This window comes from Franconibacter helveticus LMG 23732 (assembly GCF_000463115.2).
Taxonomy (GTDB): domain Bacteria; phylum Pseudomonadota; class Gammaproteobacteria; order Enterobacterales; family Enterobacteriaceae; genus Franconibacter; species Franconibacter helveticus.
On record NZ_AWFX01000029.1, the window covers coordinates 50,228 to 71,659 of the forward strand.

Below are 21,432 nucleotides of genomic sequence, written 5' to 3' on the forward strand. Positions count from 1 at the left end.
TTTTAATTGTTTATTTTTGGTGAATTTTTTGTTGATTTTATGGAGAATTTTCCGCGCTCAGGCTTTTGTTCCATACTTACCTTTTCGATTGCAAAACTAAGGATAACTATTTTGGCTGGAAGTAGTCTTTTAACGCTGCTGGATGATATCGCCACGCTGCTGGATGACATCTCAATGATGGGTAAACTGGCGGCAAAGAAGACCGCCGGTGTGCTGGGCGATGACCTTTCTTTGAATGCCCAACAGGTCAGCGGGGTTCGCGCTAACCGCGAATTGCCCGTGGTCTGGAGCGTGGCGAAAGGATCGTTTCTCAATAAGCTGATCCTGGTGCCGCTGGCGCTCATTATCAGCGCCTTCGCCCCCTGGGCTATCACGCCGCTGCTGATGGTTGGCGGGGCGTTTCTGTGTTATGAGGGCGTGGAAAAAGTGCTGCACAGCATTGAAGCGCGCAAACATAAGGAGACGCCCGAAGCCCGTCAGCAGAGGCTGGAAGCTATTTCGCGCCAGGATCCTAAAGTCTTCGAGCGCGACAAAGTCAAAGGCGCGATTCGCACCGACTTTATTCTTTCGGCTGAGATTGTCGCCATCACCCTTGGCATCGTGGCGCAAGCGCCGCTGATGAATCAGGTGCTGGTGCTGGCGGGTATCGCCATTGTGGTGACTGTCGGCGTCTATGGGATAGTCGGCATTATTGTAAAGCTTGACGATCTGGGATACTGGCTTTCCGATAAAACATCAACACTTGCGCAGGCTATCGGCAAAGGGCTGCTGGTGACCGCGCCGTGGCTGATGAAAGCGCTGTCGGTACTGGGCACGCTGGCGATGTTTCTGGTGGGCGGGGGCATTGTGGTGCACGGCTTTACGCCCGTGCATCACGCGATCGAACACTGGGCGGAACAGGGCGGCGATCTTGCCGCTGCGATTGTGCCTACCCTGATGAACCTGGTGCTGGGTTTTATCGTCGGCGCGGTGGTTCTGGCCGTGGTAAAAGGGATTAACCGCTTACGGGGTAAAACGGCACACTGAGAATTTTCTGGTTTACACGCTTCGCGTCCGGCAATTCCTGCGTTCTTTTACTATCTTGTAAAAGATTTCACCCCTGAAAAGGAGGCAGGTATGGTCTTTTTGGTCAGCGATGCAGTAAAACGTAAAAACGGCGGCCCGAGCATGGTCGTCACCGGCTATTCCAGCGGCATGGTAGAGTGCCGCTGGTATGACGGCTACGGCGTGCAGCGGGAAGCTTTCCGCGAAGAGGAATTAATTCCTGGTGAAAAGCGGATGCGTGAAGAACGCCGTTAACGAAAACGCCCGGTCAGCGCCGGGCGTTATTGTCAGGTTTGCGCATGCGGCAGGATGCAAAGAGGGCGCTATCCGGTAAAATAAGCCAGATAAAGCTCATGAACCGGGAATAGCCTGTCGATGCAGGGAGCCTGCTGGTGTCAGAAAAGAAATTCAGTCCAGTCCGCTTTCGTCATCCCATTCGGGTCGTGAACCTCTGTTTCACCATCGTTCTGCTCTGTTCCACGCTCCTGACCTGGCGCGAACTGGCGGTGCTGGAAAATGCGTATCTCTCAAGCCAGCGCAATAGCCTCGACACTATCGCCGCCGCGCTCGACAGGCATTTGCAGTATGGCGTCGACAGATTGCTGTTTTACCGCGCCGCGATGGAAGAGGCGCTGGCGGTGCCCGTTATCAAACCCTCCGATGACGCGCTGCAAACCTTTTCGACGCAGCGTAACAACGAGGGCTGGCTACTCAACGTAAATAACCAACGCGGCGTTCCTTTGCGCGGCGTATCGGACGCTTATGTTGAGCAGAACGCCTTTCTCACAAGAGAAGATGCCTGGCTGAACCGGGAACTGTCGGCGGCTTCCGAGTTTAGCTATCTTTTGGACAGCGCAAGCGCAGACCCTGGGTTGCAGCGCCATCTCTTTTATACCTCCCGCGCCGGTTTTTATTTAAGCCCGCGGGCGCAGGAGCAGGAAGAGGCGCGCATTCGCAGCCACTATCACCGCCTGGTCAACCATCCCTATTTTTCTGCTCATGCGAAACGCAATAACCCTTCTCGCGCGGTGCGCTGGACGCACAGTCAGTCCCCTGTTCATCACGCCACCCGTTCGCTGACCGCCAGTGTGCCGCTGGATTATGAACAGCGCTGGTACGGCGTGCTGGCGATGGATTTTACCGTCGATGCGATGACGCAATTCTTACTGGAGTCGCTTCAGGAAGATCACGATGCCGATGTCGTGCTTTATGATTCCCGCTTCCAGGTGATTGCGGCCACGCGTTCCACCGTTAACCGGGCGCATTTGTTAACCGCCGAACAAAAAGCGAAGCTTGCCGGCATGATGAAACACGCGACGGAAGGCGATTACCGGCTGGGCACCCGTTTCATCAGCTGGGCGCGTTTACGTTATTTCGACGGGGTGCTGGTGCGGGTGGATACGCTGTCGCAAAGCGCCAAAGGCGAGTTTGGCAAAATCACGCTGGTGCTGGCGCTGCTGTGGCTGCTTTTTACCGGCATGCTGATTTTTTCATGGGTGATTATCCGCCGGATGGTGCGCAGCATGTACCAGATGCAAAATCACCTGCAATGGCGCGCCTGGTACGATACCCTGACCCGGCTTTTCAACCGGGGCGCTTTTTTTGAGCGGGCAAAGAAAGCGGCCCTGCGCTGTCACGAACAAAATGAACCCTACGCCGTTATTCAGCTCGATCTCGATAACTTTAAAAGTATTAACGACAGGTTTGGCCATCAGGCGGGCGACCGGGTGCTCTCCCATGCGGCGGTTCTGGTGAGCCAGACGCTCAGAGCGCAGGATATTGCCGGCAGGGTAGGGGGCGAGGAGTTTTGCATCATGCTGCCGGGCGCCACCGTTGCTGAGGCTGAGCGCGTCGCCGAACGTATCCGTGCAAGGCTCAACGCCCGAGAAATTCTGGTGGCGCAAAACAAGACGCTGCGCATAAGCGGTTCGCTTGGCGTTAGCGGCGCGAAAGAAGAGGGAAATTATGATTTCGAACTGTTGCAGTCGGTAGCAGACGGCAGGCTTTACCGGGCGAAGCAGAGTGGACGCAATCGCGTTTGCGCCCACGAATGACAATATGTCATTCACGCCCGATGAAGTGGTCCAGCCCTTCGCGCCAGCCTTCTGGCCCCGCTGCCTGCGTGCGGTAAACTCGCTGCGGATCATCGTGTTTAAGGATTACGCCGTGGCGGCTTAATCCTTTTACGACCACGGCGTAATCCACATTATCCAGCAGCGAAGCGTCGTTAGGACCATCGCCCAGGCCCAGCGTCACGCGCCGTTTTCCTTCCCGCTGCTGGTATTGCGATTTCAGCCAGTTAATCGCTTCGCCTTTGCTGCACTGGGCATCCAGCACGTGCCAGAAGCGACCGCCTTCCTGTAGCACCAGGCCAGTCTCGTTAAGCTGTTTTTCAAACGCGGCAAGCCGTTCGTCAGTATCTCGCCAGATAAGGGTTTGCGACGCTTCCAGAAGCCGCGCCAGCGCCGCCATTTTTGGGCTAAGGCCGGTCCAGTCCGCAATGTTTTTATCATCCACGTCGTCAAAGCTAAACAGCTTGTAGCCATGTTGCTGCCGTAACTTCTCGATAACGATAAGTATCGCTTCATGATCGGTTCCACACCGCATGCGCGGAAAGTGAGGGGCATCGCTCCAGCTTTCATCCAGCTGAATGACCGCGCCGTTTTCAGCGATAAAAGGCAAGCCGGTTAGCCCCATCTCTTGCTGCATAGTGATAATTTCCGCTGATGTTTTGCTGCTGGAAAGCACGACGGGGATCTGATGCTTAATCAACTGCGTCAGCCATGACTGCGCGGCTTCCCATTCGTGGGTATGCGGGTCAAGCAGCGTGCCGTCGAGGTCGGTGACCACCAGCAGGGCATCGTTAAGCGAGAGTTGCGGCATGTCGGCTCCTTATATTGTTGAGAAAGCGCATCTGGCTAAAAGCGCTCCGCTAAGCATAAACAACGCGCCTGCCAGGAATAGTCTTAAATTTTTTGCAGGCATTTTTTTGAATGTCTGGGATCGTTTCCAGACTAACAGCCCGCGGCAAGGCCTGGCGTGATAATCACTATGCTGAATAGTAGAAACGAACTATTTGCCGCCTAAATATATCCTTGTCATGCAAAAAAATTGCCTATATGGTGGTGGCCGACATCAGATTTCCTGGTGTAACGAATTTTACGTGCTTCTTGCATTCGCAAGTTTATCCCGGCCTCCCCAGGCCGGGATTTTTTATTTCAGCGGTTTAGTTCGCTGGCTCTGAAATCCTGGATATCAAGTTCGAACGCTTCGGCAAGCTCGGTGTAAGTGTGGTAATCGCGCCCGTCCACGCTGACGCGTTGCGGGTCATCGCTGCCATCTACCCGTTTTACCTCGCTTTCACTGATTTCATTGATGGCAGCCAGCAACGCATCCACATCCACCCCGACATCGCGATGCGCGCTGTCGCTTTCTGGCTTCGTCGTTTTCATCGCCGTCACCCTCCGGTTGTGCATCCTGTTAAGTATAGACGCTCGCCAGCGCGGCTAAATATCGCACCGGCGGCGCTTTTTGTTCTAAACTGGCACGAAGAGAAACAAGAGGAGCAAGTATGAACATCAACGATCGGGTTACGGTGAAAACGGACGGGGGCCCGCGTCGCCCGGGTGTTGTGCTGGCGATTGAAGAATTCAACGAAGGAACGATGTATCTGGTATCGCTGGAGGACTATCCGATGGGCATCTGGTTCTTTAATGAAAAAGGCCACCCGGACGGCATCTTTGTCGAAAAAGCGGACTAAGCAACGCTGCCCTCTCAGGAGGGCGGTTTGCTGTTGGGCGTAAGCCCTTGCAAGCGTGTCGCGTTGTGCCAGGCCAGAGCCTGAGCGAAAAATAGCGTGTAGGGTACAGAAGCGGTTTAGCGCATATTAACGAAAATGCCGTTTGTCACATTATCGGTCAAACGCACGACATGATAAATAACTTGCTTATTATGTGTTTTGATTTTGCGTTTGATATTGCCTTTATGTGATGAAACGGTTTTTGCTTTAATATTCATCTGGTCGGAAATTTGTATCGTACCTTGTCCCGACATCCACATTCGTAACATACTTGATTCAGTACGGCTTAACGAAAGTGTAGGCAAATTAATATGGCTGATGCACTGCATATCTTTTGCCAGATATTCGCCAAGAATGCTGTCCAGCGATTCTGGTTTAATCGACTTCGAACTAATCAGTAAATTTTTACGCACCCGGAGATATTCATCAAAATGCAGGTTGGCAATCGCCATAAACACAATAAATAACGTACCGGGATTTTGATTAATGATTTGCTTTATTTGCAGACTGCTTGGCGCATCATGAATAAAACAGTCTTCGTTAATAAATACCACATGAGGCTGTCTGCTCTGGCACGCTTCTTCCAGCGCTTCAACCGTTTCGACATGGCACACTTGCCGCTTCCTGACGCCCCGGCTGGCAAGGTAGCCGGTTAGACCAAGCCGCGTGTAGCTGCATAAATCCATAATAATCGTTGACATAGCATACCCTCACTAAACGCGTTATCCGTTAAAGCACAACGATTGCTTTACCACCAGCCTGAGAACGACCGCCGTTCAAAGAAGACCAGCAATTACGAGATAAAAAGTGCATAAGCAACATTCGGTAAGCAGGCCGGACGACCTGGAACAGCGTCAGGGAAGTCATTCAGGCGGACCCACTATCCCGTAAAGTTAGGTATAATTTGCCAGGATTGTTCTTAAAGTAAAGTAAATGTTGCGAGTTGTGAGCGGAGTAGAATCTTTAATTCCCCGCTGCGCTTTAGCTCAGCGGGAAAATATATTTTCCTTTTTAGGATTATCCTCAAAAGGCCATTTAGTTTTCATGGTTAATTATTGGCGGGTATTTCGCTGACAATTTCGGAAAGTAAATTGAATACTTCACCGAATAAATGTTCGCAAAATGGCGCGATAAGCGGCATAAGCGCAATAATGACCATCATCCCTACAGAAAGCGTAACGGGAAAGCCAATCACAAATACAGAGAGCTGCGGCGACATGCGGTTTAATAAACCAAGCGCGAGATTAAGCGTTAACAAAAGCGTGACCAGCGGCAGCGCCAGCATCAGTCCATTGATAAAAATAAGCCCGCCAGCGCGCGCCAGCGCCATAAACGCATTGCTGTTAAGCGGCTCGCCGCTAAGGGGCAGCGTGTGAAACGTGTCCGCCAGGATAGAAATCAGCCACAAATGGCCGTTAAAGGTTAAAAACAGCAGCATCGCCAGCATATCCAGCAGGCGCGCCAGTACCGGCATATTGAGGTGGCTGGCGGGATCGAAGAAGGTGGCGAAGGAAAGGCCCATTTGCAGGCCGATAATCTCGCCAGCGGTGCGCACGGCGGCAAAGGCGAATTGCATGGTAAAGCCCAGCGCAATGCCGATAAGAATTTGTTGCAGCGCCAGCCAGAACCCCTGGGCGGAGAAAATCGGCACCTGCGTCGCAGGCAGCGTCGGCGCAATGACCAGGGTAATCAGCAGCGCTAGGCCGATTTTTACCCGGTTGCTGATGCTGCGCTCGCTCAGAACGGGGGCCGTAGAGATAAGCGCCAGCACGCGCAGAAGCGGCCAGAAATAGAGGTTCAGGTACTGAAGCCACTGATCGCTTGTGAAATGGAGCACCCGATACCCCGTCAGCCGATCATATACGGCAGGTTATTGAAGAGCGTGCGCACGTAATCAAGCAGCAGATTGAGCATCCAGGGGCCCGCCACCACCATGGTGACGAACACAGCGAGAATTTTCGGGATAAACGAAAGCGTCATCTCGTTTATCTGGGTAGCCGCCTGAAGGATGCTGATAATCAAACCTGTGACCAGCGCCACCAGCAGCAGCGGGGCGGCAAGGGCGAGGGCGACTTTCATCGCCTCGGTGCCCATCATCATGACCGATTCTGGCGTCATGGCATCCTCTCTTAACTGTAAAAGCTCTGGGCGAGCGAGCCGACCAGCAATTGCCAGCCATCCACCAGCACAAACAGCATGAGCTTAAAGGGCAGGGCGATAGTCGCAGGCGGCACCATCATCATCCCGAGCGCCATCAGCACGCTGGCGACCACCAGGTCGATAAGCAGGAACGGGATAAAAACCGTAAAGCCAATCTGGAAGGCGGTTTTAAGTTCGCTGGTGACATAGGCGGGCAGCAGAATGCGCATCGGCACCGCTTCCGGTCCGGCCATATCCGGCGTTTTCGCCAGGCGAGCGAAGAGCGCCAGATCCGCTTCGCGGGTTTGACGCAGCATAAACTCGCGCAGCGGCTGCGCGCCTTTTTCCAGCGCCACTTCCATGGAAATTTTGTTTTCGCTGAACGGCTGGTACGCGTCGGTGTAAATCTTATCGAGCACCGGCGACATAATAAAAAAGGTTAAAAACAGCGCCAGCCCCAGCAGTACCTGATTCGGCGGCGCCGAAGGGGTGCCGAGCGCGTTACGCAGCAGGCCGAAAACGATAATGATGCGCGTGAAGCTCGTCATCATCAGCAGCACGGCAGGCAGGAAGGTCAGCGAGGTGATAAACACCAGCGTCTGTACCGGCAGCGACCAGCTCTGACCGCCGCCCGCCAGCGGCTGGCTCACCAGACCCGGCAGTTGCGCCATCGCTGGCGCGGCGAAAAGGCTGAGCGCGCTCAACGAGAGATAAACCCAACGACGCATTACTTTCTCCCGTTGCGCTTAAGCAACGTTTTCATCAGTTGTTGAAAATCCGCGCCGGGGGCCGGAGCGGCAGCTTCTTCCGTCGCCGCTTTTGGCGGCAGCGTATGAAGGTGAGTAATCTGGCTCGCCGTTACGCCCAGTACTAACCGGGCGTCTTCGACATCGACAATCACCACTTTTTCGCGGTTGCCGAGGCTTATGCTGCTGCTGAGTTTCAGCTCGCGGTTGCCGCTGTGCTTCGGCGCAAAACCAAAGCGTCTGGCGACCCATGCCGCCAGTAAAATCACCAAAATGATAAGCGTCAGCGCGCCGCTCACCTGGATAAGCGATGAACCCGCGGAGGGCAGAGGCTGGCTCATCGTGGCGGTGGTTTTCATTAGCGGCTCAGACGACGCATACGTTCAGAAGGCGTGATGATATCGGTAATACGCACGCCATATTTATCCGCAACGACCACCACTTCGCCCTGGGCAATCAGGTAACCGTTGATAAGAATATCCAGCGGCTCGCCAGCCAGGCCATCGAGCGCGACCACCGACCCCTGCGTCAGGCGCAGCAGCTCTTTAATGGTCATGCGGGTGCGGCCAAGCTCGACGGTCAGTTTTACCGGGATATCCATGATCAGGTTGATATCCTGGAGCGCGCCGGTCACGTCGCCGCCTTCGAGCGCGCGAAAGACGCTGTCGGCCGCGCTTTTGCCCGCGATTTTTTGCTCGCTCAGCGCATCAGCCCACAGATCGTCTGCTGAACCGCCTGAGCTTTTTTGTTCGTTCAATGCGTCAGCCCACAGATCGTCCATGCCTGCGTTGTCGTCGGACGGTTTGTTGATGTCACTCATTTGGGCTGTTCCTCATTCAGCGAATTCAAAATAGGGTTGATCAAATGTTCAACGCGCAGTGCGTACTGTCCCTGCACGGTGCCGTACTGGCTGGTCAGCACCGGTACGCCGTCGACGTGCGCCAGAATGCGGTCCGGCTTATCAATAGGCAGCACATCGCCCGGTTTAAGTTTGAGTATTTTGGATAACCGCAGCGGGATTTCAGCGAAGTTTGCTATCAATTCCAGCTCGGAGTGCTGCACCTGGCGCACCAGGGTATCGCGCCAGTTCTGGTCTTCCTGACGGGAGTTTTCCAGCGGCGGGTTCACCAGCAGCTCGCGCAGCGGTTCAATCATGCTGAACGGCAGGCAAATATTAAACTCGCCGGTCAGGTTGCCGATTTCCACATGGAACGGCGTATTGACCACGATGTCGTTCGGCGAGGTGGTGATATTGGTGAATTTCACCTGCATTTCGGAACGCACGTACTCAACGTCCAGCGGGTTAATCGCCTTCCACGCGTCGCTGTAGGACTCGAGCGCCAGCTTCAGCATGCGCATAATCACGCGCTGTTCGGTATGGGTGAACTCGCGCCCTTCCACTTTGGTCGGAAAGCGTCCGTCGCCGCCGAACAGGTTGTCCACCGCAATAAACACCAGGCTTGGGGAGAACACCACCAGCCCTGTGCCGCGCAGCGGTTTCAGGTGAATCAGGTTAAGGTTCGTCGGCACCGGCAGGTTACGGGCGAACTCGTGGTAGGGCTGAATGCGAATCGCCCCCACGGTAATGTCCGGGCTGCGGCGCAGCAGGTTAAACAGCCCCATACGGAACTGACGGGCGAAACGCTCGTTAATGATCTCCAGCGCCTGGAGGCGTTCACGCACTACGCGGCGCTGGGTATTCGGATCGTAGGGGCGAACGTCGCCTTCGCTCGAAGAGACCTTCTGCTCCGTGCTTTGTTCGCTGTCGCCGTTTAACAGCGCGTCGATTTCGGCCTGGGAAAGAATGCTATCGCCCATGGGGTTACCGCAGAATAAAGGCAGTGTACAACACGTCGGTAACAACCTGCTGCGGCTGACCGGTCACCAGCGGCGGCGCCAGCGTCTCTTTAATCGCGGCGACCAGCTTCTGTTTGCCTTCGTCGGTGGCGAGCGTATTCGCATCCTGACGCGAGAAGAGCAGCAGCAGACGGCTGCGAACTTCCGGCAGGTATTCATTAATGCGCTGGCGCGAAGCTTCGTCTTTCAGACGCAGCGTAACGCCGATATAAAGCACGCGGTCAGCGTCGCCCAGGTTCACCGTAAAGGTATCGAGCGCGAAGAAGACCGGCGCCGGCGGCGGTTCCGGCTCTGCTTTGGCGGCGCTCGCAGGCTGCTGCTGCATGCGCCAGTAGCTGTAACCCGCCGTCGCACAGGCGGCGAGAGTAATAAGAACCAGCAACGGGATCCAGATGGAGCGTTTGCGGCTTTTGGTGATAGCGCTGTCAGTCATCTGACTCAGGTTTCCTGTATCGGTACGGCTTATTTTCTAATTATCCCGCCCTTGCCTAAAGTCAAAGCCAGGAAAAGACGTGTTTATTCCCGCTACCTTTTGCGTTAGGCAAAGATATCGACCGCATTATTGCCGCGCGCGGCGGCTTGCAGGCTAACCGGAGCAAGCGTGGCTTCCTCTTCCGCACTGGCGAAGCTAAAGCCGCTACGGCCGCCGGAACCCTGCTGTTGCTGCTGGTTCGCCTGCTGCTGGCCGGAAGCGGAGCTGTCGCTGCTGATGTTGCTCTGGCCGAGCTGAATGCCGTTTTCCGCCAGCTGCGCGCGCAGGGTTGGCAGAGCGGCTTCCAGCGCCGCGCGAACATGGCTGTGCGGCGAAATCATTTGCAGCTGCGCGGTGTTGTCGTCAATTTTCAGACTGATTTGCACGGCGCCCAGCTCTTCCGGGTGAAGATGCAGCTCAGCGCTCTGCTGGCCCTGACGGGTAAAGAGCGTGACATGCTGGCTGACAGACTGCTCCCAGGCTGGCGTGCCGAGCGGCGCGGTGATTTGCGGCGCGGAGGCGGCCGTGGCGGCGGCGGTCTGGGTGGTGTTATTCAGCGCGGCGGCGGAAGCGTGGCTCAGGGCGGTAAGCGCATGCGTGCTGTTGCCGTCGTTAAAGCTTTTTTCGCTGTTCTGCACAGGCGTTACGGCTGCGGCCGTTGCGGTTTTCACCGCTTCGGCGCTGGCGGCGCTAAGGTTTAGCGGGTCAGTCCGAGCGTCACGGCCATTATCCGCCTTAGCGGTGTCGTTAGTTTTCGCCTCTGCCTTCACCGTGCTGCTGGCTGGCGCGGCGGCAGGCATCGCAAGCTGTGCGGCGCCCATTGCGGCGGCATTAAGCGTAATGGCGTTTTCCGACGCTTCGGCTGGCGCTTTCGCCGCCTGGGCAAGGGCAGGCGTTTGCGGCAGCATGGCGAACAGCGCGCTCAGCGCGCTGAGATCTTCATCGCTAAGCGGCTTGCTCAGGGCGTTGTCGTCGCTGTTGGCTTCTGCGTCCGTAACGCGGGTTTCAGTAAGCGATGCCGCTTCTTCACCCGTCGCGCCGGGCAGAAGTTTCGCCATCAGGCTTTCCAGGCTGGCATCCGCAGGCAGTGAGGCTGTGTCCAAACCCGCCGGAAGCGGTGCTTTCGCATCCGCAGCCAGCTGCGCCAGCGTTACGGTGTTGCCGTCGGCGCGCGGCAGTTCGCCGCCCAGACGCTGGCTCAGCAGCGCGAGAAAATCCTGTGCGGCATCGCCGCCTTTTGCGCCGAATGCGCCGGTGACCGCATCGGCTTCGCCAGTAAGTGCTACGGTTGGCAACGTAATCATTCGCCTTTCCTCATTGATGCCCGCTGGGCAAATTCATCCATCTTTTTCTGGTCAAGGCGGTTTTCCGCCAGCAGCGCGGCGCTGGTATGCCGCTCCTGCAACGTCTCCCATGCCTGGAGCCGCTGTTTTTTCTCACGCCAGAAGGTCAGCGCCTGCTCGACTTTGTTGTTCCACTGGCTGAGCTGTTGGCGATGCTGCTCAATGGCTTTCTCCAGCGTAGAGATAAACTGCTGGTAGTTTTGCCACCGGTTGCTGGCGATGCCCTGGCTCATGTTCTGGTTCAGGCTGTTGCTGTATTCAAGCTGGTAGTTCATCAGCATGGTGAGCTGGTCTTCTGCCTGCTTGCAGCCGCGACGCATTTCGCCAAGGCGCAGCGCCGCGTTTTCAACCTCTTTTTCCGCCAGTTCCTTAAGCGTGTTCAGCGCTCCGTTTTGTTTCATTACCGTCTCCCTTATCTATCATACCGTCGGGAAAATCAGCTCCAGCGCCCGCAGGGCATCTTCAACGCCTGAGCGTTCATAAATACCCTGTTGCAGGAACGCTTCAAGCTGCGGCCAGAGCACAATCGCGCGGTCGAGCATCGGGTCGCTGCCTTTGGCATACGCGCCCACGCTGACCAGATCGCGGTTGCGCTGGAAGCTGGAAAGCAATTGTTTAAAGGTGCGCACCCGCGCGTAATGCTGTTCGGTAATCAGCGACGTCATGGCGCGGCTGATCGAGGCTTCGATGTCGATAGCCGGATAGTGGCCCGCTTCAGCGAGGCGGCGAGACAGCACAATGTGGCCGTCGAGGATCGCGCGCGCCGAGTCGGCGATCGGATCCTGCTGATCGTCGCCTTCAGTCAGAACGGTATAAAACGCCGTAATCGAACCGCCGCCGGAAATCCCGTTGCCCGCGCGCTCTACCAGCGCCGGCAGTTTGGCGAATACGGAAGGGGGATAGCCTTTGGTCGCTGGCGGTTCGCCGATCGCGAGCGCGATTTCACGCTGGGCCATCGCGTAGCGGGTGAGGGAATCCATAATCAGCAGCACATGCTGGCCGCGATCGCGAAAATCCTCTGCAATGCGGGTGGCATACGCGGCGCCCTGCATGCGCAGCAGCGGGGAAACATCCGCTGGCGCGGCGATAACAACCGAGCGGGCGCGCCCTTCGGCGCCGAGAATGTTCTCGATAAAATCTTTTACTTCGCGTCCGCGCTCGCCAATCAACCCCACGACAATCACATCCGCCTGGGTATAGCGCGCCATCATGCCGAGCAACACCGATTTACCGACGCCGGAGCCTGCGAACAGGCCCATACGCTGACCGCGTCCGACGGTGAGCAGGGCGTTGATCGGACGCACGCCGACATCCAGCACATCTTCGATGGGCGTGCGCTGCAACGGGTTAAAGTGCGGCGTGATAAGCGCGCCGGTGGCGTCGGTATCCGGGGAGGGGAGGCCATCGAGCGGTTTGCCCGCGCCGTCCAGCACCCGGCCAAGCAGCGCTGGCCCGAGCGGCAGCTGTTTGCCGCTTTGCAGGCCGTCGCCGTTACCCGTACGGGCATAGACGCGCGCGCCGGGCAAAATGCCTTCCACCTCTTCAAGCGGCATCAGGAAAAGGCGCTGGCCGTTAAAGCCGACCACTTCGCTTTCCACTTCCTGAAGCTGCTTGCCATCCTGACGTTCAATAATGCAGGTTGCGCCGAGCGGCAGTTGAAGGCCGGTCGCTTCCAGCACCAGGCCGGTGGCGCGGGTGAGGCGGCCATAGCGGCGTACCGGCGGCAGCTGCGCCATGCGGGCCTCGAAGTTATCGAGGGCGTTCAGCCAACGGGTGAGGCGGGCGGTCATCAAAGCACCTCAGGGGCGGCAAGACGGCACAGCTCCTGCCAGCGCGTCGCCACGCTGGCGTCGAGATCGCCTTCATCGGCCGACACTTTACAGCCGCCCGGGTGCAGCGTCGGGTCGCCGCGAAGCCGCCAGCCGTGCAGGCTGAGGGTGGCGCCGAGCATCTCTTCCACGCGCTGTAAATCATCCGGGTGGACGCGCAGCTGCGGTTTGCCGCTAAACAGCGGCTCCTGTTGCAACAGCGCCTGAATTTGTTTGATCAGCGCAGTGTTATCCACGCCGGTCATCTGGCCGACAACCTGACGGGCCGCCTCCAGCGCCATCTGCATCAGACGCGAGGCGATAACGCTGTCGAGCGCGTCCAGGGTGTGCTGAAATTCGCTGACCAGTTGCTGCATGCGGGCATGGTGAGGCGCCTGCTGCTGGCGCGCCTCGTTAAGCCCTTGTTCCATGCCTTTGGCATAGCCTTCCTGACGCCCCTGTTCAAACCCCTGCTGGCGACCTTCGGCGAGACCGGCGTTGTAACCCTGCTCGTGAGCCTGTGCCTGCACCATCGCCAGCGCCTGCTGACGTTGCTGCTCCTGGAGCAGAGGGTTGTCCGCCTCAGGCGCCTCGTCAGCTTCGACGAAGCGGGTTAAATCCAGCGGAGCGGCTGGCGGCAGCAGATCATCCGGCATCCACCGCTTCCAGAGAGGCTGATTAGACATAGGTATCCTCGCCGCTGCCAATCACCATCTCGCCGGTTTCCGCCAGACGACGGACGATAAGCAGAATGGCTTTCTGTTCGTTTTCCACCTGCGACAGACGTACCGGGCCGCGGTTGGCGAGGTCGTCGCGCAGAATATCGGCCGCACGCTGCGACATGTTGCGCAGGAATTTCTCGCGCAGCGGCTGCTCGGCGCCTTTGAGGGCGATAAGCAGAGATTCGGACTCCACTTCCTGCAACAGACGCTGGATGGAACGGTCGTCCACTTCCACCAGGTTTTCGAACAGGAACATTTCGTCGATAATTTTTTGCGCCAGCTCGCCGTCGAACTCGCGTACCGCCGTAATAACGGCTTCTTCCTGCTGCGTTTTCATCAGGTTGATGATTTCCGCCGCGGTTCTCACGCCGCCCATTTTGCTGCGCTTGAGGTTCTGGCCGTCGAGCAGGTTGTTGAGCACTTCGGTCAGCTCCGCCAGCGCCGCTGGCTGTACGCCGCCAAACGTGGCGATACGCAGCATGACATCGTGGCGCAGGCGTTCATCGAACAGCGCAAGGATATCCGCCGCCTGCGAACGCTTGAGGTGCACAAGAATGGTGGCGATGATCTGCGGATGTTCGTCGCGAATAAGGTCGGCGGCGCTCTGCGGCTCCATGAAGTTGAGCGTTTCGATGCCGCTGGTGGTCTCTTTGGTATCGAGAATATCTTCCAGCAGGCTTGCCGCACGCTCTTCGCCCAGCGCTTTGACCAGGACCGAACGCAGATAGTCGTTGGCGTTGACGCTGAGCGCAGCAAACTGCTCCGCCTCTTGTTCAAACTCCGCCAGAACTTCCGTTAGCTGCTTGTTGGAGATCTGCTTTAAGTTCGCCATCGCCGCACTCAGGTGCTGCACTTCGCGCGGGGCGAGGTGTTTGAACACTTCCGCCGCGCGATCTTCACCAATGGTCATCAGCAAAATGGCGCTTTTATCGGTGCCGGTCAGGTTACTCATAGTTCGTTACTCATCCATTGGCGGATAACCAGCGCGACGACGCGCGGATCGTTATCGGACATTTCGCGGATGCGCTGGCTCATTACTTCGGCGCTCAGACGCTGGTTATTACGGCGCTGCTGGGTCTGTTCATCTTTGCTAAGGTGAACTTCCACCGCTTCTTCCATCTCTTTACGCTGCTGCGCCATTTCCTGTGCTGCTTTGGCTTCTTCGGCGCGGCGCTGAATTTGCGGGCGCACCGCTTTGCGCCACAGCAGCCACGCGACAATCAGCACCAGCAGCCAGCGACCTGCGGAAAGCATCTGGTCGATAAACGACTGTTGTTGCCAGAACGGCAGTTCGCCGCCGGTTTCTTCCGTTGCGGTAAACGGCGAGTTAACCACGTTCAGGGTATCGCCACGCTTTTCGGAGTAACCCATCGCTTCGCGCGTCAAATCTTCAATCTGCTTAAGCTGGTCTGCCGTCAGCGGCAGCGGTTTGCCATCCGCCAGCTGGCGATAGTTGACCACCACAGCCACGGAAAGACGCTGAATATCGCCCACGTTCATTTTGGTATGGCGAATCGTGCGGTCCACTTCGTAGTTAGTGGTTTCGTCGTGCTGAGTATTGCGCGGGCCGCTGTTCGCTGCCGTACTGGTGGTTTGCGCGCGCTGCGGGTTGTTCTGACCGTTCTGGCCGTTGGCCTGCGCATTATTTTGCGCCTGAGGCGCGTCTATCGGCGCATTGTTAGCTGGCGCAGGCTGATTAGAGAGCGCGCCAGGCACGCCGCCCGGGTAAGCGCCGCCGATCTGCTCGCTGGTATTCAGCTGGCGCGAACGTACCGCCGCCTGAGCCGGGTCGCCGTTCGGGTGATATTGCTCTTCGGTCTGCTCTTTGTTGGCGAAATCAAGCTGCGCGGTAACCTGCGCATGTACGTTGCCGCTGCCAACGATCGGACCAAGAATGGCTTCGATGCGGCGCTGGATACGGCTTTCCACATCGCTTGCAAATTTAAGCTGCGCATCGTTAAGGTCGCGACCGGCAGTGTTGGATTGGGTCAGCAGATGACCGCCCTGATCCACAAGCGTGACGTTGCCCGGCGGCAGGCCTGCCACCGAACTGGAAACCATATGCACAACGGCGCTGATCTGGCCTTCATCCAGCGCGCGACCGGGTTCAAGATTCAGGGTTACGGAAGCGGAAGGCAGTTTTTGTTCGCGCACGAAAAGAGAAGGTTTTGGCATGGCGAGGTGCACGCGGGCGCTCTTCACCGGGCCTAAGGTTTCAATCGTGCGAGCGAGTTCGCCTTCCAGCGCGCGCTGGTAGTTAACCTGCTCGCTGAACTGGCTGATGCCGAATTTTTCCTGGTCGAGCAGCTCAAAGCCCACCGCGCCGCCTTTTGGCAGACCCTGCTGGGCGAGACGCAGGCGCAGTTCATGAACGTTTTCCGCCGGCACCATAATGGCGCTGCCGTTATCGGAGAAACGATAGGGAACATTCATTTGGGTAAGCTGGGTCACGATGGCGCCGCCATCCTGATCGCTAAGATTACTGTAAAGCACGCGGTAATCCGGGCTTTTTGCCCAAAGCACCATAGCGACGATAATCGCCACTGTAGCGGCAGCGGCCACCATCAACGGGATTTTCGGGTTAGCGCGTAAGCGGTTCAGCCATTCGCCGGCTTTATTTTGTGGCGTTTGAGCAGTGGCAGCGGTCATTGCTCACCTCGCGGCTCAGCGTTAACAGAATAAGACGTGTAATGAAGCAAAACGGACTCCCGGGTCGGCAAGCACGACAAAAGTTCCACAAAGATGGCGATGTCATTATTTGCTTTTACAGGATTTTCTATGGGCCAATTAGCCGGGTTTTTTGCTCCTATTTAACGCCTTTATCTTATTGACAAAGTGTTACGCTTGCCGCCATTCAGATTAATCCGATGGGGATAACATGGCCATTCAGGGCATTGAAGGTGTGCTTCAGCAGTTGCAGGCCACCGCGCTAACCGCACGCAACGAGGCGACGCAAGCCCCGCAGGGCGTGAGTTTTGCTGGTGAGTTGCAGGCGGCGCTGGGGCGCATTAGCGAAACGCAAAACGCCGCGCGCGCCCAGGCGGAAAACTTCGCCATAGGCAAACCGGGCGTTGCGCTTAATGACGTTATGGTTGATTTGCAGAAATCATCCGTGTCGCTGCAAATGGGTATCCAGGTACGCAATAAGCTGGTTGCGGCCTACCAGGATATTATGAACATGCAGGTCTAGTAAGCCTAAGTTGCTGATGTGATTAACATTTGCTAAACAGATCCAACCGCATGGGGCATAGGTGGGGCAAAGTCAGACAATTTTTGGTTCAGGATGGCGATCTGTTCCGCATTGTTATCTGACATCCATGCGCCGTAAACCTGATACACCATCTGCGCATTTGTGTGTCCCATTTGCGACGCGATGAAATTCGGGTTTGCTCCCGCAGTGAGTGACCAGCATGCATAGGTGTGCCTGGACTGGTATGCTCTCCTGTAGCGAATACCGGCTCGACGCATTGCTGATTCCCAGCTCTGCGCAACAGACCCTACCGCGTAATGATGGCCGGCGATCCCGTTATTCGCAGTTGCCTGAGGATTGAAGACGAAAGTGCAGGGGTGAGTGGTTGTCCGGCCATACTCCCGCAGTATCACTTCAACCTGATGCTGCTTTCCGAGCCTGGTTATCTCAGCTTGATTTTTCAGCACCTCCAGCGCAGGCTGTATCAGGTGTATTACCCTGTCAGTTCCAGCTTCGGTTTTTGGCAGGGTAAACTCCTTTGTCAGCGTATGGTTTCTTCTGACCATAAGTGTTCCCGCCTTGAGGTCGATATCTTCCCACGCCAGCCCGCATAGTTCTCCGTGCCGCATGCCGGTATAAACTGCCAGTGACCAGAAATTCCTGATCTGCTGGTTGTAGCATGCATCCATCAACCTGACGAATTCGTCCCGCGTCAAAGGGTCGGGAACAATTTTTGCCTTCTTCAAGAAATCGATGCCATCAAACGGGTTCTTTCTGATGTACCCGCTATCTACGGCAAACTGAAACATGAACGACGTAATCATCATGTAATTGTTTACCGTTCTCGCAGAACGTCCTTTAACCGGATGCGACTGGCCTTTTTTTAAAGTGTGAAATCCGGTAAGCAACTCCTTCCTTATGTACAGCAGATCCTCTTGCGTCACAGCAGAGATCATCCTGTTCTCACCAATCCTCGGCAACATGTTGCGCACGATTGACTTATATCGCGACAGAGCGTTGGTGGTGATCTCCATGCTTTTCAGGTCCAGCCATTTATTTGCGAGTTCGATGACTGTGATTTCCTTCCTGTCCTCGCCAAACCTAAGCAGGTTGGCTGACTCAGGGAACTGAGCAGCATAGTTGAAGCTTCCTGTTTTGATGGCGTAGCAAACTGACGCCCTTAATTCCCCGGCCACCTTGCGATTCTTCGGCGTGTCGACAACGCCAAGGTTCTCCCTCACCCTGACTCCTTTATACATGAACCATATACGGAGGTTTCCTCCATGGTTCTCGACGCCTGTTGGGTATGCTGTTTTAGCCATTGATCCCTCCTACGTCCAAGAGCGCCATAATCTTAAGCCTTTCCATGACAAACAGCACCAGGCTGTTTCGATGCTTGCCGCTCAATCCATGCGTTTATCGCTTCGCAGTTATAGAAGCATTCGCTATTAGGCTTTGGATCACCATCAGGTGAGATATGAAGATACTCCCGTCCTTGCAACCAAGACTCCTTGCGGGCCCTGACGATGGTTCCGGGGCGTAAGCCTGTTACGGCGATAAGCTTCTCTTCTGTTACCCATTTATTTGGCGTCAGTTGAATAACCTCAGGCATATTTCACTCCACCGGCCCCTCAGGGCCGTCATTGATAATCTGAAATCAGGAATTAAAAAAGCCGCTGGTGGGCGGCCTTTTGTGCAACAAAAAACCCGCCGAAGCGGGTCGTTGTCATTTTTTCTTGCTCATCATCTTCTCGAGCTTTTCCAGATTTTCTCTCGCTCGCTCTGGGCTTGTGCCTGTCCTTCGCGGATCTCCGTTAATCACTTCTTCCAGCAGCTGCTTAGTCAGCTCGTTTACCTCATCCATGATATCCTTGCCTTTCTCTTCCATGCGCACCTCCATTTGGGTTGAGTATTCGTCAGATAATACTACTCCGCTCCATTAACTTAGCTACGTAGATCAACATTTCAGAAAAAGACAACGATATCCATCTAAAGGCGGATGGCGGGCGGCTTGTTATGTACGGTTTTCGATAACCCTGAACTCAACGACCCACACCCAGGGGTTGGCCTGCCAGCTCTCAGCACCGTAGATGGATTGCCATAGATAGCTGAAATGCCCTGCGGCAGTTGGCCTGCCAGTAAAATTGTGGTCTGCAATGCAGTCGTAACAGTCCTGAGCGTCAGCAAGTTCCTCCATGTCGATGCCTTCCGCCACCGCATCCTCTTCACTGATATCCTGCAACCGCTCGACCCGCACGCCGGTAATCTCCAGCGTTATGCGGCTGGCTGCGCGAGGCATGTGGATAGACGGTTTCCAGCACGAACGACCATCTTCATAGCCATCATCATCACCCCATGTAAACCCTCCATCTGCTGAGTAAATGGCGTGACCAGAGTAGTAACCATTACCAAACGGCATTTCGTGGATAGCCGTGGCAGGACGGTCAGGGGTCCATGGCTGAATGCGACCATCTTCATCCAGTTCGTGACTAACAACTCCCCAAGTCTCACGCACCCACAGGCGATCACCCACTGCACCGAACGGACAACCATGCCAATAGTCGCCTCCATTCTCGCAATCTTCACTCCACGGCCATTTGCTGCCATCGTCACGCTCAGCGATATCCGTTGCACGCGTGCGCCTCCAGTCGATAATCCGGCGCGTCATGGTTTTCCGCCCGTCCAAGATAGCCCGCACCATTTCGCCGTTAAAAATTATCCCGCGCTCTTTCATCACTCCCTCCCGCACTCACGCGGCAGACACTTAAGCCGCCTCTGACCTGTCATAGCCGTAGCCACATAGCTCTCCTTGCCATTCTTCACTTCAACGCGAATCTTTGCTCCTTCTGCTCTGACCATGTAATCCGTTACCACTCCCTGTTTCCCGTAATCGCCGAACTTCTCCAGATGAGCCTTGATCGCAAGGTCGCATGCTATGCGGCCAACGGGGCTTTCTTTGCTGCGGTTAATCAGGCGCATGGCTTTCTCTCCGGGTCGAAAAGGTGCCAGTTATTTCGCATATAATTGGCCTGCAACCTCCTGTCGCCGACCTCTTCAACAGTGCGCCCGGTTATCTCCGCCACCTGCTCATTGTTGTGGCGCCAGAGCAGGGCTAATTCTTCTGATGTCCACTCAGTACTCATTCGCTCCTCCAGTGTCCGTAGCGCCCACGGAAGGAGCGCATGCGGATATCTGTGTATTCAGGCTTAACAGGCCCGACAACAAGCCAGCGCGGATAAAACGAAGCCTCCAGATTGCGGTGGTGCAATCTGCTGTCTTCCAGTGCGTCAGCCTGTCGGGTCATGCGAGCTTCCTTGCTCTCGGTTTGGTACTGCTTTCCAAGCGTCTCTTGCAGGTGGGATTTGATGCGCTCCAGCACCTCTTCGCGGGTGCCAGCGCGGTTAAACGGGCGTACAGATGCCGCCCCGGGAAGAGGTGATTCCATTGGCAACTCCATAGCTATCTAACTTTGAGGCTAAGATTCAGGCGCTTAGCCATCTGGCGAGTGGCTTCATATGAACGGTTTAGAATGCGAGCTATCAACTTAGGCTTTGTTCTCCCTGCAAGCTTTTTTAGTAACTGGACATCCATTTCCAGCCAGTCGCGGCCAACCGTAACCTGATTACCGCGTCGGCTGCGATATTGCATCATGCGACTCCTCCGGCCTTCTCCAGCTCAGACTTGCGAAGGTCGTAAACCTCTTTGGCTTTGGCCTGATGCTCAGAGCCGCGTAGCGTTCGCCATGCCTCTTCAAACATTGGCTTTAGAGATTCCATTGACTGTGCCAACGAGGCATCTGCAACAAATTGCTTGAGAGCATCTTCACGCGGGTCTGCGCCAGATTCCAGCCAGTTCAACAGCTGCTTGCCGGTTTGCTCGCTGAGCACTACAGGGTCGGAATTACTAAAGAGCTTTGTCCTGTCCTTGCTGGCGATCGCATGATGCGTTTCGTGTCCGATATCCAGAACTGTGGTGAATTCGTACTCGACGCCGTCACGTTGCTCTGACTTCATGCCAAGCTTGGCGACCTTCTTACGGCCGTTCTCTTCTACCTGGGCCGTTTCCGTCTTGCTGCGCATGGTTGCGATGATATGCATTGAGGAGCGGAGGATAGCGTCAAGGAATGCCCTGTGCCGCGGGTTAATCTCACTCCATGCTGACCAACTGTTCCCTCGGTACTTTGTTTTAGCTATGGTGTCTACCAGCTCCAGACAACCACCAACACCGCCCCACTCATGAGTGTGAATCGCCACGGGTTTAACAGACACCTCAGAGTCATTTAAGATGGCTTAAAGAGAGGTGCCCATGAGCG

At 56.0% G+C, this 21,432-nt stretch carries 29 protein-coding genes; 5 read left to right on the top strand and 24 right to left on the bottom strand.

The features are described from left to right. Nucleotides 1–111 precede the first annotated feature (111 nt). From DW56_RS08725 to dgcQ, 3 genes are all read left to right on the top strand, one after another. A complete protein-coding gene (locus DW56_RS08725; protein ID WP_024553742.1) occupies nucleotides 112–1,026 on the top strand; it encodes a DUF808 domain-containing protein in 915 nt (304 codons plus the stop codon). Nucleotides 1,027–1,116: 90 nt separating this feature from the next. Further along, a complete protein-coding gene (locus DW56_RS08730) occupies nucleotides 1,117–1,299 on the top strand; it encodes a YodC family protein (protein WP_024553743.1) in 183 nt (60 codons plus the stop codon). Nucleotides 1,300–1,436: 137 nt separating this feature from the next. Next, nucleotides 1,437–3,098: a cellulose biosynthesis regulator diguanylate cyclase DgcQ gene (gene dgcQ, locus DW56_RS08735; protein ID WP_029697264.1), complete on the top strand. Its 1,662-nt coding sequence runs from the start codon at nucleotides 1,437–1,439 to the stop codon at nucleotides 3,096–3,098. Nucleotides 3,099–3,105: 7 nt separating this feature from the next. Here dgcQ and DW56_RS08740 read toward each other — a convergent pair whose 3' ends face one another. Both DW56_RS08740 and yodD read right to left on the bottom strand, forming a co-directional pair. After that, on the bottom strand, nucleotides 3,106–3,927 hold the full coding sequence (locus tag DW56_RS08740; protein WP_024553745.1) for a mannosyl-3-phosphoglycerate phosphatase-related protein: 822 nt from the start codon (nucleotides 3,925–3,927) through the stop codon (nucleotides 3,106–3,108). 335 nt (nucleotides 3,928–4,262) lie between these two features. After that, nucleotides 4,263–4,496: a YodD family peroxide/acid resistance protein gene (gene yodD / locus DW56_RS08745; RefSeq protein WP_024553746.1), complete on the bottom strand. Its 234-nt coding sequence runs from the start codon at nucleotides 4,494–4,496 to the stop codon at nucleotides 4,263–4,265. Between the two features lie 119 nt (nucleotides 4,497–4,615). Here yodD and dsrB point away from each other — a divergent pair, with 119 nt between their 5' ends. Next, nucleotides 4,616–4,804, top strand: coding sequence for a protein DsrB (gene dsrB / locus DW56_RS08750; protein WP_024553747.1), 189 nt, complete (start codon nucleotides 4,616–4,618; stop codon nucleotides 4,802–4,804). Between the two features lie 116 nt (nucleotides 4,805–4,920). On the opposite strand, the gene rcsA is transcribed toward dsrB, so the two are convergent. From rcsA to fliF, 14 genes are all read right to left on the bottom strand, one after another. Next, nucleotides 4,921–5,544 (bottom strand): transcriptional regulator RcsA, encoded by a 624-nt coding sequence (gene rcsA, locus DW56_RS08755; protein WP_024553748.1) that lies wholly within the window; start codon nucleotides 5,542–5,544, stop codon nucleotides 4,921–4,923. 347 nt (nucleotides 5,545–5,891) lie between these two features. Further along, a complete protein-coding gene (gene fliR, locus DW56_RS08760; protein ID WP_024553749.1) occupies nucleotides 5,892–6,680 on the bottom strand; it encodes a flagellar biosynthetic protein FliR in 789 nt (262 codons plus the stop codon). Between the two features lie 11 nt (nucleotides 6,681–6,691). Further along, nucleotides 6,692–6,961: a flagellar biosynthesis protein FliQ gene (gene fliQ, locus DW56_RS08765; protein WP_024553750.1), complete on the bottom strand. Its 270-nt coding sequence runs from the start codon at nucleotides 6,959–6,961 to the stop codon at nucleotides 6,692–6,694. Between the two features lie 11 nt (nucleotides 6,962–6,972). Next, entirely contained in the window at nucleotides 6,973–7,710 is a 738-nt protein-coding gene (gene fliP / locus DW56_RS08770; RefSeq protein WP_024553751.1) for a flagellar type III secretion system pore protein FliP, read from the bottom strand. Next, nucleotides 7,710–8,087: a flagellar biosynthetic protein FliO gene (gene fliO, locus DW56_RS08775; protein ID WP_024553752.1), complete on the bottom strand. Its 378-nt coding sequence runs from the start codon at nucleotides 8,085–8,087 to the stop codon at nucleotides 7,710–7,712. The genes fliP and fliO overlap by 1 nt, the downstream gene beginning before the upstream one ends. Beyond that, a complete protein-coding gene (fliN, locus tag DW56_RS08780; protein WP_024553753.1) occupies nucleotides 8,087–8,548 on the bottom strand; it encodes a flagellar motor switch protein FliN in 462 nt (153 codons plus the stop codon). The genes fliO and fliN overlap by 1 nt, the downstream gene beginning before the upstream one ends. Further along, complete coding sequence (fliM, locus tag DW56_RS08785; protein WP_024553754.1) at nucleotides 8,545–9,546, bottom strand: flagellar motor switch protein FliM; 1,002 nt, start codon at nucleotides 9,544–9,546, stop codon at nucleotides 8,545–8,547. Before fliM ends, fliN begins: the two co-directional genes overlap by 4 nt. Nucleotides 9,547–9,550: 4 nt before the next feature. After that, nucleotides 9,551–10,018 carry a flagellar basal body-associated protein FliL gene (gene fliL / locus DW56_RS08790; RefSeq protein WP_024553755.1) on the bottom strand — a complete coding sequence of 156 codons (468 nt, stop codon included), beginning with the start codon at nucleotides 10,016–10,018 and terminating at the stop codon, nucleotides 9,551–9,553. Nucleotides 10,019–10,122: 104 nt separating this feature from the next. After that, complete coding sequence (locus DW56_RS08795; protein WP_024553756.1) at nucleotides 10,123–11,361, bottom strand: flagellar hook-length control protein FliK; 1,239 nt, start codon at nucleotides 11,359–11,361, stop codon at nucleotides 10,123–10,125. Next, nucleotides 11,358–11,801 carry a flagellar export protein FliJ gene (fliJ, locus tag DW56_RS08800; protein ID WP_024553757.1) on the bottom strand — a complete coding sequence of 148 codons (444 nt, stop codon included), beginning with the start codon at nucleotides 11,799–11,801 and terminating at the stop codon, nucleotides 11,358–11,360. Before fliJ ends, DW56_RS08795 begins: the two co-directional genes overlap by 4 nt. Nucleotides 11,802–11,819: 18 nt before the next feature. Next, nucleotides 11,820–13,190 carry a flagellar protein export ATPase FliI gene (gene fliI, locus DW56_RS08805; protein ID WP_024561993.1) on the bottom strand — a complete coding sequence of 457 codons (1,371 nt, stop codon included), beginning with the start codon at nucleotides 13,188–13,190 and terminating at the stop codon, nucleotides 11,820–11,822. Next, complete coding sequence (fliH, locus tag DW56_RS08810) at nucleotides 13,190–13,894, bottom strand: flagellar assembly protein FliH (RefSeq protein ID WP_024554165.1); 705 nt, start codon at nucleotides 13,892–13,894, stop codon at nucleotides 13,190–13,192. The genes fliI and fliH overlap by 1 nt, the downstream gene beginning before the upstream one ends. After that, entirely contained in the window at nucleotides 13,887–14,882 is a 996-nt protein-coding gene (gene fliG, locus DW56_RS08815) for a flagellar motor switch protein FliG (RefSeq protein WP_024554166.1), read from the bottom strand. Before fliG ends, fliH begins: the two co-directional genes overlap by 8 nt. After that, complete coding sequence (gene fliF / locus DW56_RS08820; RefSeq protein WP_024554167.1) at nucleotides 14,879–16,579, bottom strand: flagellar basal-body MS-ring/collar protein FliF; 1,701 nt, start codon at nucleotides 16,577–16,579, stop codon at nucleotides 14,879–14,881. The genes fliG and fliF overlap by 4 nt, the downstream gene beginning before the upstream one ends. A gap of 229 nt (nucleotides 16,580–16,808) precedes the next feature. Here fliF and fliE point away from each other — a divergent pair, with 229 nt between their 5' ends. Then, a complete protein-coding gene (gene fliE / locus DW56_RS08825; RefSeq protein ID WP_024554168.1) occupies nucleotides 16,809–17,120 on the top strand; it encodes a flagellar hook-basal body complex protein FliE in 312 nt (103 codons plus the stop codon). Between the two features lie 32 nt (nucleotides 17,121–17,152). On the opposite strand, the gene DW56_RS08830 is transcribed toward fliE, so the two are convergent. The 8 genes from DW56_RS08830 to DW56_RS08855 form a co-directional block, all read right to left on the bottom strand. Beyond that, nucleotides 17,153–18,442, bottom strand: a complete 1,290-nt coding sequence (locus tag DW56_RS08830; protein ID WP_029589761.1) for a tyrosine-type recombinase/integrase — start codon at nucleotides 18,440–18,442, stop codon at nucleotides 17,153–17,155. Between the two features lie 32 nt (nucleotides 18,443–18,474). Continuing rightward, the gene (locus DW56_RS21520) at nucleotides 18,475–18,732 is read right to left on the bottom strand and encodes an excisionase family protein (RefSeq protein WP_071812493.1); all 258 of its coding nucleotides are present in this window, start codon (nucleotides 18,730–18,732) and stop codon (nucleotides 18,475–18,477) included. A 114-nt stretch (nucleotides 18,733–18,846) separates the two neighbouring features. Beyond that, the gene (locus DW56_RS22625) at nucleotides 18,847–19,008 is read right to left on the bottom strand and encodes a hypothetical protein (RefSeq protein WP_161808551.1); all 162 of its coding nucleotides are present in this window, start codon (nucleotides 19,006–19,008) and stop codon (nucleotides 18,847–18,849) included. A 126-nt stretch (nucleotides 19,009–19,134) separates the two neighbouring features. Further along, nucleotides 19,135–19,854, bottom strand: coding sequence for an ASCH domain-containing protein (locus tag DW56_RS08835; RefSeq protein ID WP_029589762.1), 720 nt, complete (start codon nucleotides 19,852–19,854; stop codon nucleotides 19,135–19,137). Beyond that, nucleotides 19,854–20,099 carry a DUF4060 family protein gene (locus tag DW56_RS08840; RefSeq protein ID WP_029589763.1) on the bottom strand — a complete coding sequence of 82 codons (246 nt, stop codon included), beginning with the start codon at nucleotides 20,097–20,099 and terminating at the stop codon, nucleotides 19,854–19,856. Before DW56_RS08840 ends, DW56_RS08835 begins: the two co-directional genes overlap by 1 nt. Then, nucleotides 20,090–20,263 (bottom strand): hypothetical protein, encoded by a 174-nt coding sequence (locus tag DW56_RS22705; RefSeq protein WP_162838662.1) that lies wholly within the window; start codon nucleotides 20,261–20,263, stop codon nucleotides 20,090–20,092. The genes DW56_RS08840 and DW56_RS22705 overlap by 10 nt, the downstream gene beginning before the upstream one ends. Then, on the bottom strand, nucleotides 20,260–20,565 hold the full coding sequence (locus DW56_RS22680) for a hypothetical protein (RefSeq protein WP_035889773.1): 306 nt from the start codon (nucleotides 20,563–20,565) through the stop codon (nucleotides 20,260–20,262). Before DW56_RS22680 ends, DW56_RS22705 begins: the two co-directional genes overlap by 4 nt. A gap of 202 nt (nucleotides 20,566–20,767) precedes the next feature. Beyond that, nucleotides 20,768–21,388, bottom strand: coding sequence for an AAA family ATPase (locus DW56_RS08855; RefSeq protein ID WP_235803279.1), 621 nt, complete (start codon nucleotides 21,386–21,388; stop codon nucleotides 20,768–20,770). Between the last annotated feature and the right edge of the window lie 44 nt (nucleotides 21,389–21,432).

Bases quoted from the DNA above. Each gene is read 5' to 3' on its own strand.
- DW56_RS08730 (WP_024553743.1), top strand. From the start codon at position 1,117: ATGGTCTTTTTGGTCAGCGATGCAGTAAAACGTAAAAACGGCGGCCCG.
- DW56_RS08740 (WP_024553745.1), bottom strand. From the start codon at position 3,927: ATGCCGCAACTCTCGCTTAACGATGCCCTGCTGGTGGTCACCGACCTC.
- yodD (WP_024553746.1), bottom strand. From the start codon at position 4,496: ATGAAAACGACGAAGCCAGAAAGCGACAGCGCGCATCGCGATGTCGGG.
- dsrB (WP_024553747.1), top strand. From the start codon at position 4,616: ATGAACATCAACGATCGGGTTACGGTGAAAACGGACGGGGGCCCGCGT.
- rcsA (WP_024553748.1), bottom strand. From the start codon at position 5,544: ATGTCAACGATTATTATGGATTTATGCAGCTACACGCGGCTTGGTCTA.
- fliQ (WP_024553750.1), bottom strand. From the start codon at position 6,961: ATGACGCCAGAATCGGTCATGATGATGGGCACCGAGGCGATGAAAGTC.
- fliP (WP_024553751.1), bottom strand. From the start codon at position 7,710: ATGCGTCGTTGGGTTTATCTCTCGTTGAGCGCGCTCAGCCTTTTCGCC.
- fliO (WP_024553752.1), bottom strand. From the start codon at position 8,087: ATGAAAACCACCGCCACGATGAGCCAGCCTCTGCCCTCCGCGGGTTCA.
- fliN (WP_024553753.1), bottom strand. From the start codon at position 8,548: ATGAGTGACATCAACAAACCGTCCGACGACAACGCAGGCATGGACGAT.
- fliM (WP_024553754.1), bottom strand. From the start codon at position 9,546: ATGGGCGATAGCATTCTTTCCCAGGCCGAAATCGACGCGCTGTTAAAC.
- fliL (WP_024553755.1), bottom strand. From the start codon at position 10,018: ATGACTGACAGCGCTATCACCAAAAGCCGCAAACGCTCCATCTGGATC.
- DW56_RS08795 (WP_024553756.1), bottom strand. From the start codon at position 11,361: ATGATTACGTTGCCAACCGTAGCACTTACTGGCGAAGCCGATGCGGTC.
- fliJ (WP_024553757.1), bottom strand. From the start codon at position 11,801: ATGAAACAAAACGGAGCGCTGAACACGCTTAAGGAACTGGCGGAAAAA.
- fliI (WP_024561993.1), bottom strand. From the start codon at position 13,190: ATGACCGCCCGCCTCACCCGTTGGCTGAACGCCCTCGATAACTTCGAG.
- fliH (WP_024554165.1), bottom strand. From the start codon at position 13,894: ATGTCTAATCAGCCTCTCTGGAAGCGGTGGATGCCGGATGATCTGCTG.
- fliG (WP_024554166.1), bottom strand. From the start codon at position 14,882: ATGAGTAACCTGACCGGCACCGATAAAAGCGCCATTTTGCTGATGACC.
- fliF (WP_024554167.1), bottom strand. From the start codon at position 16,579: ATGACCGCTGCCACTGCTCAAACGCCACAAAATAAAGCCGGCGAATGG.
- fliE (WP_024554168.1), top strand. From the start codon at position 16,809: ATGGCCATTCAGGGCATTGAAGGTGTGCTTCAGCAGTTGCAGGCCACC.
- DW56_RS08830 (WP_029589761.1), bottom strand. From the start codon at position 18,442: ATGGCTAAAACAGCATACCCAACAGGCGTCGAGAACCATGGAGGAAAC.
- DW56_RS21520 (WP_071812493.1), bottom strand. From the start codon at position 18,732: ATGCCTGAGGTTATTCAACTGACGCCAAATAAATGGGTAACAGAAGAG.
- DW56_RS22625 (WP_161808551.1), bottom strand. From the start codon at position 19,008: ATGGAAGAGAAAGGCAAGGATATCATGGATGAGGTAAACGAGCTGACT.
- DW56_RS08835 (WP_029589762.1), bottom strand. From the start codon at position 19,854: ATGAAAGAGCGCGGGATAATTTTTAACGGCGAAATGGTGCGGGCTATC.
- DW56_RS08840 (WP_029589763.1), bottom strand. From the start codon at position 20,099: ATGCGCCTGATTAACCGCAGCAAAGAAAGCCCCGTTGGCCGCATAGCA.
- DW56_RS22705 (WP_162838662.1), bottom strand. From the start codon at position 20,263: ATGAGTACTGAGTGGACATCAGAAGAATTAGCCCTGCTCTGGCGCCAC.
- DW56_RS22680 (WP_035889773.1), bottom strand. From the start codon at position 20,565: ATGGAATCACCTCTTCCCGGGGCGGCATCTGTACGCCCGTTTAACCGC.